The organism is Pseudonocardia sp. ICBG162, from assembly GCF_020496225.1.
Taxonomy (GTDB): Bacteria; Actinomycetota; Actinomycetes; order Mycobacteriales; family Pseudonocardiaceae; genus Pseudonocardia; species Pseudonocardia alni.
The window spans coordinates 162,788-176,919 of the sequence record NZ_JAHLJD010000031.1 but is presented as its reverse complement, the minus strand read 5'-3'; the positions used below and the strand labels follow the sequence as shown (position 1 = coordinate 176,919).

Here is a 14,132-nt window from a genome sequence, read left to right as displayed (position 1 = left end):
GCATGCTCTTCGCCTTCAGCATCGCCCCGTCCGGATCGGACTCCGGGGACGGCAGCGTCGGTGCGGCCGTCGCCGAGGCCGTCCGGGTGGTCCGCGAGTCCGGCCTGCCGAACGAGACCACCTCGATGTTCACCACCATCGAGTCCGAGACCTGGGACGAGGGGATGGCGGTGGTCAAGCGCGCCGTCGAGGCCGTCACCGCCGTGTCGCCGCGGGTCAGCCTGGTCCTCAAGGCCGACATCCGGCCCGGGTACCAGGGGCAGCTGCAGGCCAAGGTGGAGCGGGTCGAGGAGCACCTGCGCGGAGGCGGCGCGTGAGCGCCCCGGCCGCACCGGGGGCCGGGGGACCCGGCCCGGCCCGGGTCGTGCTGGTCCACGGCGCCTGGCACCGCGGTGTGTCGTGGGCGCCGGTGGCCGGGGCACTGGCGGCCCGGGGTGTGGAGGCGGTCACGCCGGACCTCCCGTCCGACACGCCGGGGGTCGGCCACGCCGAGCTCGTCGACGCGGTCCTGGCCGGAGCCGGCGACGGGCCGGGCGGGCCCGGTACCCGGGGCGACGGTCCGCCGGTGGTGCTGGTCGGTCACTCGCTCGGCGGTCTCGTGGCCACCGCGGCCGCCGGCCGGATCGCCGACCGGGTCCGGGCGCTGGTCCTCGTCGCGGCGCTCGTCCCCGAGCCGGGTCGTCCCTACCGGGACCGGATGCGTGCCGAGCGCGACCTGATGGTCGCCGGCTACGACGCCGAGGTCCGTCGCGGCCCGGGGGTCAGCACGTACTGGCCGGACGCGCGGGCGGTCGCCGACGGGCTCTACCGGGGCGTCGCCGACGAGCTCGACGCGGCGGGACGCGACGGGCGGGCCGAGGTCGCGGACGCGGCGGCGGAGCTGCGCCCGCAGGACTGGTCGCTGCTCGCCGAGCCGTGCCCGGTGCCGTCGTGGCCAGCGGTGCCGACGGTGTCGGTGGTGTGCGCGGAGGACCGGGTCGTCAGCCCCGTCGCGGGACGGCGGGAGGCGGACCGGATCGGGGCGCGGCTCGTGGAGCTCGCGGGCGGGCACTTCCCGATGCTCACCCGGCCGGAGGAGACGGCGGAGCTGCTGGCCGGGTTCGCCGCGCCGGCCTGACGACGGGCCCGGCCGGCCGACGCGCACCGGGGCGGCCCACCGGAGCACCGGGGCCGGACGACGACGGCCGGTGACGGGAGACCCGTCACCGGCCGTCGGGCGTCCGGACCGGGTCCGGAGGCCGTGTCGTCGTCGCGGCGTACTGCGAGGAGAGCCGTCGTCAGCCCGCCATGATCGTCGAGAAGTAGTACACGCCGGCGAGGATGCCGACGAAGCTGACGGTCATGCCGATCTGGGCGAGCTTGGCCATGCCCGGCTTGCGGTAGGCGAGGAAGCCGGTGACCAGGCCCGCGGCACCCAGGATCCAGGCGGCGATCGGGACGAGGAACGCGGCGATCGCGATGATGCCCAGCGCCAGCGACGCGTAGGCCAGGGTCGGCTTGTCGGTCGTCTGCATGTTGCTCATCGGGTTGGAGCCCTCCGTTGTGCGCCGGGGTGCCGGCGGTCGTTCTGTCGGGGAAGGGAACCGCGGGGTGGGGCAACCGGGGGAACGCCCCGCCGCGATCACGCAGAGTCAGCATCGAGTCCCTGCAGGGTGTTCAACGAGTGACGAGGCCCGGTGTTGCTCCGCCGGTCCGGTGATCGTGGGAGCGCCGTCGTCCCCGCCGTCGGCCGTGCGGCCCTGTACCGGGGGCCGGGCCGGCGACCGAACGGCGCAGGGGCGGCCGGACGGAGCAGCGTCGCCCGGGTGCGGGGAGGGAACGGTCGAGGAGGGAACGGGGCCCGGAGTCGGCGAGGGGATGACGCCGACCGGCTGGGGCGCACGCGTCGCGCGGGGGCGCGTGTCACCGGGCGGGGCGTGTCACGCCGGACACACGGACGTGCCAGGATGGACGGCGTGTCTCGCCCAGATCCTCGTCAGGCGGCCCAGCGTGCGGCGATGTCCTCGGCCATGGCCGGGGCGGTCGACCTCTCCGGGCTGAAGGCCCGTGCCGATGCGGCGAACCGGCCCGCCCCGTCCGGCGGTCCCGCGGGTGCTCCGCCCGCGCCCGGTGGGGGCGACGGCTCCTGGGTCGTCGACGCGACCGAACAGGGCTTCCAGAACGAGGTCCTCGAGCCGTCGCTGCAGGTCCCGGTCGTCGTCGAGCTGTGGGCCAGCCGCTACCCGCGCGAGGAGCAGCTGTCGGCCGAGCTGGAGCGGCTCGCCTCGACCGGTGGCGGCGCGTGGCGCCTGGCCCGGGTCGACATCGACACCCAGCCCCGGGTCGCCCAGGCCTTCGGCGTGCAGCAGGTCCCGATGCTGGTCGTGCTCGTCGGCGGTCAGCCGGTCGACGCGGTCAACGGCGCGATCCCCGAGGACAGGGTCGCCGAGTGGGTGACGTCCCTGCTCGACGCGCTGCGCGACCGGATGCCGGCCATCGCCGAGGGTGAGCGCCGGGCGGCCGCGGCCGGTTCGGACGAGCCCGTCGAGGAGCCCGAGGACCCGCGCTTCACCGCCGCCGAGGACGCCCTGGAGCAGGGCGACTACGCCGCCGCCGAGGCCGCCTACACCGCGATCCTCGACACCGAGCCCGCCAACGAGCAGGCGAAGGCGGCGCTGGCGCAGGTCCGGTTCCTCGCCCGTGCCGAGCAGGCCGACCCGTCGTCGATCGAGCGGGCCGACGCCGCGCCCGACGACGTCGACGCCCAGCTCGCCGCGGCCGACGCCGAGCTGGCCGCCGACCGGGTCGAGGCCGCCTTCACCCGGCTGGTCGGCACCGTCGCCCGGACCGGGGGCGAGGACCGTGACCGGGCCCGTGGGCACCTCGTCGGGCTCTTCGAGCTCTTCCCGGCCGACGACCCGCGGGTCGCCACGGCCCGGCGCGCGCTCGCCCGCGCCCTGTTCTGAGCCGGACCCCGCCCCGATGACCCACCGGCCGCCGGTGGTCCACCCGCGGACCCCGCGGCCGCCGGAGCCGGTGCCCACGAGGACCGGGGCCGCATCGGCCGGTCAGCGGGACACGCGGTGACCGCGGACCTCCGGTCGGGCCCCGCCGCGGCGGACCCCGTGCGCACGGGGTGGACCGGGCGGACGGCGCGGCGGGCGCGCGCGGTGCGCGACGGCGTGCACCGCCTCGCCCGGCCGGTGGCGCCGGTCGTCGCCGTCGCCGCGCTGGTGACCGCGGCACTGCTGTTCCTGCTGGGCGGCCCGCCGTTGCTGCGCTGGATCCCGGCGACCGACATCGCGCGGATGCACGTCGACTTCGACACCTTCCGGGCCTCGGCGTACGCGCTGGTCCAGCACGGCCCGGGCAGCGCCGCGATCTACGACACCGGCGCCCGACTGCACAACCTCAACCCGCCGCTGCTGTCGGTGCTGCTCACGCCGCTGGCCCTGCTCGACCCGGTCACCGGCTACCGGCTCCTGACGGCGCTGTCGGTGCTGCTCGTCGCCGGGTCGGTGCTGCTGGTCTGCCGGGAGCTGCGGCTGGGCCGCCGCTGGACGACCGGCGCGCTCGTGGTGGTGCTGGCGTCGTCGCCGCTGCACGGGACGCTGCTGCTGGGCCAGATCTACCCGCTGCTGCTGGCCGGGCTGACCGCGGGCTGGGTCGCCGAACGGCGCGGGCACCCGCTGCTGGCCGCCGCCTGCTACGGCGTGACGGTCGCCCTCAAGCCCTCGCTCGCGCCGGTGCTGCTGCTCCCCGCCGTGCAGGCCCGGTGGCGGCCGTTCGTGGCCGGGATCGCCGCCGCGGCGGTCGCGACGCTCGTCGGCGTCGCCGTCGCCGGGTGGCCGACGGCGTTCCAGTGGCTGGCGATGGCGTTGTCCGAGCCGGTCGGCCCCACCCCGGACAACGCCTCGCTCCCGGGCCAGGCGCTGCGCTGGGGGATCCCGACCGTCGTCGGCACCCTGGCGGGCGCGGTGGTCGCGGTCGGCACGCTCGTCCACCTCGGGCGGCGCACCCGCCGGCACGGAGCCGGCCCGGCCGCGGGCACCGACCCGGGCGGGACGGCGCTGTTCGCGGTGCTCGCCACCGGTCTGCTGGCCGCGCCGATCGCCTGGCACAACTACCTGCTGCTGCTCGTGCCCGGGCTGCTGGCGCTCGTCGCGTCCGGGCGGGCGGGGGACACCCGCCGCCGGGTCGTCGTCGCGATCGGGTGTCTCGCCGTCGTCCCGGTGAGCTGGTCGGACCTGTGGGCCGACGGCGGCTGGGCGACCCCGCTCGGGCGGGCGCTCTACACGGCCGTGCTCCTGGTGACCTGGTGGTCGCTGCTGCGTCCGGCGACCGGACCGGTTCCCGGCGGGTCCTTCCGCTCTGCGGAAGAGTTGACCCGCGCACCGGCCTGACGGTCCAGACTCCGCGCCACCCGAGACGCAAGGAGGCTCCCGGATGGCGCAGACGTCACGGCCCGACCCCGCCCGCGGACCCACCACCGCCCCCGACGCCGTCCGCCACGGGCGCTGGGTGGCCCCACTGTGCTGGGCGGCGGTGGCACTCGAGGGCTTCGACCTGGTGGTGCTCGGCGTCGTGCTGCCGTCGCTGCTGGAGGAGCCCGCCTGGGGCCTGACCCCGGCGACGGCGTCGCTGGTGTCCACCGCCGGGCTGCTCGGCGTGATGGCCGGCGCCCTCTCGGCGGGCCCGCTCGCCGACCTCGTCGGCCGCCGCCGGGCCATGCTGGCGACCGTCGTCGCGTTCTCCGTGCTGACGCTGCTGTGCGCGGTCGCGACCGGCCCGTGGACGTTCGGCGCGCTGCGCTTCCTGGCCGGGCTCGGCCTGGGCGGGGTGCTGCCGGTGGCGCTGGCGATGGTGAACGAGCACAGCAGGCCCGGGCGCGGCGGCAGCGCGACCACGACCCTGATGACCGGCTACCACGTCGGCGCCGTCGCGACCTCGCTGCTCGGGATCCTGGTCATCCCGGTCTGGGGCTGGCGGCCCATGTTCGTGCTCGGCGCGCTCCCGGCGATCGTCCTGGTCCCGCTGCTGGCCCGGTACCTGCCGGACACGCTGCCCGCCGAGGCCCGCGCGACGGCCGCACCGGCCGGGCCGCGGTCGCGCAACCCGGTCGCCCAGCTCGTCCGCGACGGCTACCTGCGCTCGTCGGTGGCGTTCTGGGTCGCCTCGTTCATGGGACTGCTGCTGGTCTACGGCCTCAACACCTGGCTGCCGCAGATCATGCGGGTCGCCGGGTACGGGCTCGACGCGGCGCTGGCCCAGCTGCTCGTGCTGAACGTCGGCGCGATCGTCGGGCTGCTCGTCGCGGGCCGGGTCGCCGACCGGATCGGGCTGCGCACGGCGACGGTCGGCTGGTTCGTCGCGGGCGCGGTGTTCCTGGCGCTGCTCGCGGTGCCGCTGCCCGGCGGCGGGATCTACGTGAGCGTCCTGCTCGCGGGCGTGTTCGTGTTCAGCTCGCAGGTGCTGGTCTACGCGTTCGTCAGCCGGCACTACCCGGACCACGCGCGGGCCTCGGCGCTCGGTGCGGCCAGCGGGATCGGCCGGCTCGGTGCGATCTGCGGTCCGATCCTCGGCGGTGTGCTGCTCACCGCGGGCCTCGCCTACCCGTGGGGCTTCTTCGCGTTCGGGGCGGTCGCCGCGCTGGGGGCCCTGGCGGTACTGGCGGTGCCCGCCGACCGGCGCGTGACGGGGTGAGCCGATGGCGCGCGTCTGGATGGGCCCCGACGACGAGCCGTCGGGCAGGCCACCGGTCGACGGCGACCGTCCCCCGGTGGGCGGCGCCGTGACGGGGAGCACGGGTCCGGCACGGCCGACGACGGCCCGTTCCGACCTGCCCGGCGAGGAGCCCGACACGGCCGAGCGCTGACCCGCGACCGGCCCGGCGCGGGGCCGGGCCGGTCGCGGGGCGGAGCTCAGTCGCCCGCGGTGGTCCCGGTGTCCGACGCGCCCGTCCCGGAGCTCCCGTTCACGAACGTGCCGGTGCGTACCGCCCGGACACCGACGGTGCCGGGTGCGGGCGCGACCGAGGTGGAGACCGGACCGGCGTCCGGGGCGTCCTCGGAGTCGTCCGGCCCCGGGTCGACGAGGTCGGCCGGGTCCGCCGGGGCGGCGGAGACCCGCAGGTCGTCGTCCGGGGTCACCGGTGCCTCGACGTCGGTGTCCTCCGGCTCGTCGGGCAGCGCGGCGGCCGGCAGCGGCGGCGGGACCGTCGCGGCCGGGGCCGCCTCCTGCGCCGGGGCGGACAGCACCGGGCCGCCGGTCTCCTCCGGCACCAGCCACAGCACACCCGACGGCGGGAGCCGCAGCACCGCCGACGCGGGCTGGCCGTGCCACATGACCTGCTCGCCCTTGACCCGGCCGAGGTTGCCCACCCCGGATCCGCCGTAGGCCGACGCGTCGGTGTTGACGACCTCGGTCCAGTTCCCGGCGAACGGCAGGCCCACCCGGTAGTCCTCGCGCGGGGAGCCGGAGAAGTTCGCGACGCAGGCCAGCACGGTGGCGCGGCCCTCGGCGTCGACGCCGTGGCGCAGGAACGAGAACACGTTGCCCTGCGCGTCGTTGGCGTCGATCCAGCCGAAGCCGTCCGGGGTGGTGTCGCGCGACCACAGCGCGGACTGCGCGCGGTAGGTCCGGTTCAGGTCCCCGACGAGGGTGGTGATCCCGCCGTGCAGCGGCTCGTCGCTCTGCAGGTGCCAGTCCAGCGACCGCTGCTCGGACCACTCGCGCGGCTGCCCGAACTCACCGCCCATGAACAGCAGCTGCTTGCCCGGGTGCGCCCACATGTAGGCCAGCAGCGCGCGGACGCCGGCGGCCTTGTTCCAGTCGTCGCCGGGCATCCGGGTCCACAGCGACCCCTTGCCGTGGACGACCTCGTCGTGGCTGATCGGCAGCACGTAGTTCTCGCTGAACGCGTACATCAGCGAGAAGGTCATCTGGTTGTGGTGGTAGCTGCGGTGGATGGGGTCGCGCCCGGTGTAGTCGAGCGTGTCGTGCATCCAGCCCATGTTCCACTTGAGCCCGAACCCGAGACCGCCCATGTAGGTGGGCCGGGTGACGCCCGGCCACGCGGTGGACTCCTCGGCGATCGTCACGACGCCCGGGTGCTCCCGGTAGACGGTCGCGTTCATCTCCTGCAGGAACGCCACCGCGTCGAGGTTCTCCCGGCCACCGTGGACGTTCGGCAGCCACTGGCCGTCGGCGCGGGAGTAGTCCAGGTAGAGCATCGAGGCGACCGCGTCGACGCGCAGGCCGTCGATGTGGAACGACTCGAGCCAGTACAGCGCGTTCGCGACGAGGAAGTTGCGCACCTCGTTGCGGCCGAAGTCGAACACGAGCGTGCCCCAGTCGGGCTGCTCGCCGCGGCGCGGGTCGGCGTGCTCGTAGCAGGCCGTGCCGTCGAAGCGGGCCAGTGCCCACTCGTCGCGCGGGAAGTGCGCGGGCACCCAGTCGACGATCACGCCGTAGCCCGCGCGGTGCAGCCGGTCGACGAAGTACCGGAAGTCGTCGGGCGTGCCGAACCGCGAGGTCGGGGCGAAGTACGAGGTCACCTGGTAGCCCCAGGACCCGCCGAACGGGTGCTCGGCCACCGGCAGCAGCTCGACGTGGGTGAACCCGGTGGTGTCCAGGTAGGCCACCAGCCGCTCGGCGATCTCGCGGTAGTCCAGCCCCGGCACCCAGGAGCCGAGGTGCATCTCGTAGACGCTCATCGGCTCCGCGTGCGGGCGGCGCTGCGCGCGGTCGGCCATCCACGCGTCGTCGGTCCACTCGTACACGTCGCGGGTCACGACCGACGCCGTCTGCGGCGGGATCTCGGTGGCGAAGGCCATCGGGTCGGCCTTGTCCCGCCACCGGCCGTCGGGGCCCAGGATGCGGAACTTGTAGCGGTCGCCGACGCCGACGCCGGGCAGGAACACCTCCCAGACCCCGGAGCTGCCCAGCGAGCGCATCGGCAGCGCCCAGCCGGCCCAGCCGTCGAAGTCACCGGTGACCCGCACACCGCGGGCGTTCGGGGCCCAGACGGCGAAGCTGGTCCCGGCGACTGCGCCGGAGGGGGTGTCGTAGTCCCGGACGTGTGCGCCGAGGACGTCCCACAGGCGTTCGTGCCGTCCCTCGCCGATGAGGTGCAGGTCCATGTCGCCGAGCGTCGGCAGCCAGCGGTACGGGTCGTCGACCGTCTGCTCGGTCGTGCCGCCGGCGCCGTCGCCGTAGGTCACGAGCAGCCGGTAGTCGCCGCCGGAGCCGGGGACGAGGCCGGAGAACAGCCCGGCGTCGTGCACCCTGGTCAGCTCGCAGGCCTGCGCGCGGTCGCCGTTCGGCAGCACCGCCACCGAGACGGCGTGCGGCCGCAGGACACGGACCACGGTGCCGTCGACGTGCGGATGCGCGCCGAGCACCGAGTGGGGGTCGTGGTGGGCACCGCCCAGGAGCCGGTCGGTCGTCGCCTGGTCCGGTGCGTACGCATCGGTCTCGGAGCGGGTCGCTCGGGTCTCCTCGGAGGTCACTGCGGAACCGTACTGCGGGTGACGAACGCCCGCCGCGCGCGGTCGCACAGTGTTGCCGGATCGCAGTCGAGCGTGAGCGGACCGGGTCAGGCCCGCCCGCGCCGGCGCCGGTGGCGCCCCAGCGCCCGTTCCAGGACCGCCCGCAGCGCGACGGCGGCGCCGTCCCAGGTCTGCTCGGCGGCGCGGGCCCGCACCGCGTCGGAGCGCCGGGTCCAGGTCGCGTCCAGCCCGCGCACGGCGTCGGCGAAACCGGCGTCGTCACCCGGCGCGACGAACACCCCGGCGTCGCCCGCGACCTCGCGGAAGGCCGGGATGTCGGTGACGACGACCGGGCAGCCCCGCGCCATGGCCTCCAGCACCGGGAGCCCGAACCCCTCGTCGCGGGAGGCGGAGACCAGGGCGGTGGCGCCGTCGAGCAGGGCGCGGTAGCCGTCGTCGTCGACGCCGTCGTGGAACACCGGCCGGGCCGGTGCGGCGAGCCGCGCCAGCTCCGCGCGCACCCCGGGCGGGACGGGGGAGACCAGGTGGAGCTCGTGCCCGGGCAGCCGGGCCGCGGCCCGGGCCAGGGTCGCGACGTCCTTGTAGGGCATGAACGACCCGGCGTAGACGATCCGGTTCCCCGGCGGGCGGGACCGCGTCGGCGTGCCGGGCGGCAGGTGGAAGTCGGTGGCGTCCGGGACGACGGCGACCTCCCGGCGGGACAGCCGGTGCGCCGCGACCAGGCCCGCGGTCGCGGCGGACACGCACGCGACGGCGTCGGCGCCGGCCAGCAGCAGCCGCTGCGGCCACCACGACAGGTGGTAGGCCCGCCACACCGCCCGCACCGGCGCGGGCAGCCACGGCGGCGGCGCCGGATGCCGGTAGTAGATGAGGTCGTGCACGGTGAGCACCACCGCGTAGCGGCGCCCGAGCGTGCCCATCGTCTGCATCGGGCTGAAGACGACCGCATCGGGTGACCCGGCGACGATCCGGTTCACCCGCCGCGCGACCATCGGCTCCCCGGCCCCGGTCGGGGCGGGCAGGGTGTGCGCGGGCCGGTCGGGCAGCCCGTCGCGCTGGCGCGGGTCGGACACCAGCAGCTCCACCGGGGCGATCCGGTCCAGCGCGCGGACCAGCCCGGTGGTGTAGCGGCCGATGCCGTCCGGGCGTCCGGGACGGATGTAGCGGCAGTCGACGAGCACCCTCACCGCGCCACGAAACCCCGGATCTCGCGGGCCGCCCACGCCGGGGCCTCGTAGTGCACGAGGTGGCCGGTGCGCGGCAGCAGGACCAGCCGGGCGTCGGCGAAGGCGGCGGCGAGCGCGTGCTGCCCGGCCGGTGGGGCGACCCGGTCGCGGGCCCCGGCCAGCAGCAGCGTCGGCACCGTGATCCGGGGCGCCCAGGGCCGCACCGAGCCGGAACCGGCGGCGCGGAAGCACTCCAGCAGCGACGCCGTCGTGGCGAAGGTGCCGAAGTGGGCGCGGTGCTCGTCGGAGATCCAGTGACGCAGCAGCGGGTCGCGGGTGGTGGTCATCGACAGGGTGGCCGCGTCGGCGAGCAGCCTGCTGCGCAGCACGCCGTCGAGGCCGAACCGGGCGGCGCCGGAGTGCAGCAGCGCGGTGGCCGCCGTCCCGAGGCCGGTGACGCCGCCGGCGCCCGAGGCGGGCTCGGCGATCGGGTTGACCAGGACCAGCGCCCGCGGGGTGGTCGCGGCCGCGGCGCAGACGGCCGCGGCCACGATCGACCCGAACGAGTGCCCCAGCAGCACCGTGTCCGGGCCGAGGTCGGCGAGCAGCGCCGAGGCCCAGCGGGCGTAGCCGTCGACGTCGTGGGTGCGGTCGGTGAACGGCGGCGACGCCCCGAACCCGGGCAGGTCCGGCACGACGACGCGGTACCCGGTCAGCCGCGACGCCAGCGGCGCGAGCCCGTGGTGGCTGCCGCGCAGCCCGTGCAGCGCCAGCACCGGTGCCCCGTCCGGGTCCCCGAGGGTGTGCACGACGGTGGGCGCGCCGTCGACGACGTGCACGGGAGAGGCCACCGCGAGGGCGGGCGCCGGCGTCGCGGTCACCGCCGGGTGTCCGCGTGCCGGCGGGCGCGGCGCGCCGATCGGAACGCGCGCACCGGCACGACCGGGCGGGCCTTCGTCCGGTACAGCTCCTCGAAGGTGTCCACCGTGGTCGCCAGCGAGTGCTCGGAGGCGATCCGCAGGCTCGCCGCCCCCAGCGCGGCCGCGCCGTCGGGGTCGCCGAGCACCCGGGACAGCCGGTCGGCGAGCGCGGCGACGTCGCCGTGCGGGTAGCGCCAGCCGTTCACCCCGGGGCGGGCCAGGTGCGGCAGCGCACCCGCGTCGACGGCGACGACCGGCTTCCCGGTCGCCATCGCCTCCAGCGTGACCAGGCTCTGCAGCTCGGCGGTGCCGGCGTTCACGAACACGTCCAGGGCCGGGTAGACGTCGGGGATCTCGTCGTCGGTGAGCCGGCCGGTGAAGGTGACCGCGTGCTCCAGGTGCTCGGCGCGGACCAGCGCGCCCAGCCGGGCCCGCTCCTCGCCGTCGCCGACGACGATCAGCCGCGCCGCGGGCACCGCACCGGCGCGCAGCAGCGCGGTGGCGCGGACCAGCTCGTCGACGTGCTTCTCCCGGTCCAGCCGCCCGACGAAGCCGACCAGCGGCGCGTCGGCGGGGATGCCGTGCCGGGCGCGGAACGCGGGCCCGCGACCGGTGGTGTCGGGCCGGAAGCGGCCCAGGTCCAGGCCGTTGGACACGGGCAGCACCGGGCCGGGGACGCCGCCCTGCTCGGCCATCGACGCGGCCAGCGGGGTGGGCGCGGTGACCAGCCCGGCCCGGCTGAGCACGCGCACCGCGTCCCACCAGAACAGCTTCTTGAGCCCGGACTCCGGCAGGTGCAGGAAGCTGATCGCCGGGATGATGTTCTCCGGGATCATGTGCGTGGTCGCCATCGACGGGACGCCGAGGTCGGCGGCCGCGGTGAGCAGCATCCGGCCCAGCACCATGTGGCTCTGCACGTGCACGACGTCGGGCCGGACCCGGCGCAGGATCGCGCGGCAGGTCCGGCGCAGCCCGGGCGGCGGGCAGAGCCGGAAGTCCGGCGGCTTGGGGACGCGGCAGGAGCGGACCCGGTGTTCGGTCACCGGCCCGACCCGGCGCGGCGGGAGGCTTCGCAGGCCGCGCGACGGCGCGACCACGTGCACCTCGTGCCCACGGGCGGCGAGCTCGGCCGCCAGCCGCTGTGCGGCGTAGCTGGCCCCGTTGACGTCCGGTGCCCAGGTGTCGGCCCCGATCAGGACGCGCACACGTTCTCCTTCCGCGAGGTCCTGGCACGCACCCACAGCGCGCGCCCGGCCACGAGCACCAGGCCCACGCCCAGCCCCACCGCCACGATGATCCACGGCCGGTCGGCCAGCTCCGCGGCGAACCGGCCCCCGACCACCCAGCCGATCCCGACCAGCAGTGCCGAACGCACCGCCGTCAGCGGGACCACCCAGGCCACGAACCGCCGGTACGACACCCCGGCCAGGCCGATGGCCAGGAACGCGGGTATCGCGCCGACGTCCACCAGTTTCGCGCCCAGCACCAGCCGGCCCGGACGGCCCCCCACCTTCGCGCGCAGTGCGTCCCAGCGCCGCTCGGTCAGACCCAGCCGGACCAGCAGCGGAGCGACGGCCGGGCGGCGCCCGCCGCGGCCGAGGACGTAGAAGACGGTGTCGGCGACGACGTCGGCGGCGAACGCCACCAGCCACACCACCCACCAGTCGAGCAGCCCGGCGCCCGCGAGCGAGCCCGCGACGACGCTGACGACCGGCCCCTCCACCAGCACACCGAGGAAGAGCACGGCCAGCGTCACGCCGAGCGTGGGCCCGTCGGGGCGCTGGACGAGGCCCAGGACCCCGTCCAGACCGTCCACACCGAGCAGACCGGCCGGGGTCACGACAGGTCCTCGGGCCGGGTGGCGGGTGGTGGTCTCACGGTGGGTGTCCTCCTGGTCGGGGAGGATTCCACGATCCCGCGCCGGGCCGCCCGGGGAGTCGGGCGTCGCCCCGGCGTCGACGGCCGGAAGGTCCGGTGACCACCGGGTGTCGCCGACGGCCCGGACGTGCTAGGCGGTGCTGCGCGCGATCGCGGTGAGCGGGATCGGCAGCCAGGTCGGACGGCTGCGGGTCTCGTAGAGCACCTGGTAGACGGCCTTGTCCAGCTCGTAGGCGCGCAGCAGCGCGGCGTGCGCGCGCGGGTCCTCACCGGCGCGGGCGGCGTAGCCGGCGCAGAACGCGTCGCGGTTCGCGGCCGACCAGTCGTGAGCGAGACGTGCCTCGGTGGTGTCCGAACCGAGACCTGCCCCGGGCGTGTCGGACCGGGTCAGCAGGTGGTGGAAGGCGGCGTAGTCGAAGGAGAACAGCATCCCGACGACGTCGCGCACCGCGGAGTCCGGCGCGCGCCGCTCCTCGGGGGAGGCGGCCGGCTCGCCCTCGAAGTCGATGACCAGCCAGCGGCCGTCCGGGCGGCGCAGCGTCTGCCCGAGGTGCAGGTCGCCGTGCACCCGCTGCACGACGACGGGCGCGCCCAGCGCGGCCACCTCGTCGTAGACGGCGCGGATCGCGGGCACGTGCGGGGCGAGCACCGGCACCTGGTCGGCGACCTCGGTGCACCGCCGGGTCCAGTACGCCGCCAGCTCGCGCGGGTCGGCCTCGGAGGTGCCGAGCTCGGCGCGCAGCGCGACGTGCACGTCGGCGAGCGCCTCACCGAGCGCGCGGGCGTCGCCGGTGAAGTCGGTCCGGTCGCGGACCGCCGCGGTGGCCCGCTCCCAGCCGTCGTGCGAGCCGGCCGCGAACTCCTGCAGCAGCGCGAAGGTGGCGGGCTCGCCGTCGAGGACCCCCTCGATCCCGCCCTGCAGCGCCGCGACCGACGTCGACCCGGCCGCGCGCAGCGCCCGGTGCAGCTCCAGGTCGGGGTTCAGACCGGGGGACAGGCGCCGGTAGACCTTGAGGATGGAGCGCTCGCCCCAGCGGACCGAGGTGTTGGACTGCTCGGCGTCGACGACGCGGCCGGTCTCGGTCAGCGGCAGCACCGCGCCCGGCTCGGGCACGAACGACAGGTCACCGGCGGTCGCGCCCTCGGCGATCAGCCGCAGCAGCAGCGCGGTGACGGCCGGGTCGTGCAGGCCGTCGTAGAGGACCTGCCCGTCGTGGCCGCCGATCGGTGCGGCCCCGACCGGGGCGTGCGGGGCGCGGGCCAGGAGCAGCTGGTAGTGCCGGTCCGGACCGTCGGCGAAGGACACCGCGAGGACCAGCACCTCGAGCCCGGTGACGCCCTCGGCGGCGGGCAGCGGGTGCCGCGACGCGACGGCGACGCCGGTCAGCGGACGCCCCTTCTCGGCGAACCAGCGACGCCCGGGCAGCCAGTCGCGCAACAGGCCCGGGAGCGCCGTCAGGTCCTCGGAAGCTCCGGTCGGCCGCACGCGTCGTCCCCCTCCTGCCGGGCGTCCGCCCGGCCTGTGAACACCACCGCGGACCGGTCGCGACCACCGCCCGCACCACGTCCGGTACCGGTCGGCGCCACCCGGGCCCGCAGGCGAAAACCCTAACCGGGACAGGCCGACCCGGCCGGGTCAGGAGGTCGGGTGGGCGGTACTGTCCGTGTCGAATCGACCA

Annotated in this window: 13 protein-coding genes; 6 read left to right on the top strand and 7 right to left on the bottom strand. The window is 76.3% G+C overall.

The features are described 5' to 3' along the window. Positions 1 to 2: 2 nt before the first annotated feature. Both KPL60_RS25585 and KPL60_RS25580 read left to right on the top strand, forming a co-directional pair. Complete coding sequence (locus KPL60_RS25585) at positions 3 to 317, top strand: thiamine-binding protein (protein WP_073578490.1); 315 nt, start codon at positions 3 to 5, stop codon at positions 315 to 317. Beyond that, positions 314 to 1,117 carry an alpha/beta fold hydrolase gene (locus KPL60_RS25580; protein WP_226367453.1) on the top strand — a complete coding sequence of 268 codons (804 nt, stop codon included), beginning with the start codon at positions 314 to 316 and terminating at the stop codon, positions 1,115 to 1,117. The genes KPL60_RS25585 and KPL60_RS25580 overlap by 4 nt, the downstream gene beginning before the upstream one ends. 160 nt (positions 1,118 to 1,277) lie before the next feature. Here KPL60_RS25580 and KPL60_RS25575 read toward each other — a convergent pair whose 3' ends face one another. Further along, a complete protein-coding gene (locus KPL60_RS25575; protein WP_062397308.1) occupies positions 1,278 to 1,523 on the bottom strand; it encodes a hypothetical protein in 246 nt (81 codons plus the stop codon). 474 nt (positions 1,524 to 1,997) lie between these two features. Here KPL60_RS25575 and KPL60_RS25570 point away from each other — a divergent pair, with 474 nt between their 5' ends. The 4 genes from KPL60_RS25570 (at position 1,998) to KPL60_RS25555 (ending at position 5,854) form a co-directional block, all read left to right on the top strand. Beyond that, entirely contained in the window at positions 1,998 to 2,945 is a 948-nt protein-coding gene (locus tag KPL60_RS25570) for a tetratricopeptide repeat protein (RefSeq protein WP_226350100.1), read from the top strand. A gap of 117 nt (positions 2,946 to 3,062) precedes the next feature. Further along, positions 3,063 to 4,382 (top strand): glycosyltransferase family 87 protein, encoded by a 1,320-nt coding sequence (locus KPL60_RS25565; RefSeq protein WP_226367452.1) that lies wholly within the window; start codon positions 3,063 to 3,065, stop codon positions 4,380 to 4,382. 43 nt (positions 4,383 to 4,425) lie between these two features. Beyond that, positions 4,426 to 5,682: an aromatic acid/H+ symport family MFS transporter gene (locus KPL60_RS25560; protein ID WP_226367451.1), complete on the top strand. Its 1,257-nt coding sequence runs from the start codon at positions 4,426 to 4,428 to the stop codon at positions 5,680 to 5,682. A 4-nt stretch (positions 5,683 to 5,686) separates the two neighbouring features. After that, positions 5,687 to 5,854, top strand: a complete 168-nt coding sequence (locus KPL60_RS25555; protein ID WP_226350103.1) for a hypothetical protein — start codon at positions 5,687 to 5,689, stop codon at positions 5,852 to 5,854. Between the two features lie 46 nt (positions 5,855 to 5,900). Here KPL60_RS25555 and glgB read toward each other — a convergent pair whose 3' ends face one another. The 6 genes from glgB to KPL60_RS25525 form a co-directional block, all read right to left on the bottom strand. Beyond that, positions 5,901 to 8,489, bottom strand: a complete 2,589-nt coding sequence (gene glgB, locus KPL60_RS25550; RefSeq protein ID WP_226350104.1) for a 1,4-alpha-glucan branching protein GlgB — start codon at positions 8,487 to 8,489, stop codon at positions 5,901 to 5,903. Between the two features lie 86 nt (positions 8,490 to 8,575). Then, positions 8,576 to 9,676 (bottom strand): glycosyltransferase family 1 protein, encoded by a 1,101-nt coding sequence (locus tag KPL60_RS25545; protein ID WP_226367450.1) that lies wholly within the window; start codon positions 9,674 to 9,676, stop codon positions 8,576 to 8,578. Beyond that, positions 9,673 to 10,536, bottom strand: coding sequence for an alpha/beta fold hydrolase (locus KPL60_RS25540; protein WP_226350106.1), 864 nt, complete (start codon positions 10,534 to 10,536; stop codon positions 9,673 to 9,675). The genes KPL60_RS25545 and KPL60_RS25540 overlap by 4 nt, the downstream gene beginning before the upstream one ends. After that, on the bottom strand, positions 10,533 to 11,780 hold the full coding sequence (locus KPL60_RS25535) for a glycosyltransferase (RefSeq protein WP_226367449.1): 1,248 nt from the start codon (positions 11,778 to 11,780) through the stop codon (positions 10,533 to 10,535). Before KPL60_RS25535 ends, KPL60_RS25540 begins: the two co-directional genes overlap by 4 nt. Beyond that, positions 11,768 to 12,415, bottom strand: a complete 648-nt coding sequence (locus tag KPL60_RS25530; RefSeq protein WP_226367448.1) for a DedA family protein — start codon at positions 12,413 to 12,415, stop codon at positions 11,768 to 11,770. The genes KPL60_RS25535 and KPL60_RS25530 overlap by 13 nt, the downstream gene beginning before the upstream one ends. Before the next feature lie 168 nt (positions 12,416 to 12,583). Further along, positions 12,584 to 13,939, bottom strand: coding sequence for an aminoglycoside phosphotransferase (locus tag KPL60_RS25525; protein WP_226350109.1), 1,356 nt, complete (start codon positions 13,937 to 13,939; stop codon positions 12,584 to 12,586). Positions 13,940 to 14,132: the final 193 nt, after the last annotated feature.

Coding starts and splice junctions, on each gene's coding strand:
- KPL60_RS25585 (WP_073578490.1), top strand. CDS start 3: ATGCTCTTCGCCTTCAGCATCGCCCCGTCCGGATCGGACTCCGGGGAC.
- KPL60_RS25575 (WP_062397308.1), bottom strand. CDS start 1,523: ATGAGCAACATGCAGACGACCGACAAGCCGACCCTGGCCTACGCGTCG.
- KPL60_RS25570 (WP_226350100.1), top strand. CDS start 1,998: ATGTCCTCGGCCATGGCCGGGGCGGTCGACCTCTCCGGGCTGAAGGCC.
- KPL60_RS25560 (WP_226367451.1), top strand. CDS start 4,426: ATGGCGCAGACGTCACGGCCCGACCCCGCCCGCGGACCCACCACCGCC.
- KPL60_RS25555 (WP_226350103.1), top strand. CDS start 5,687: ATGGCGCGCGTCTGGATGGGCCCCGACGACGAGCCGTCGGGCAGGCCA.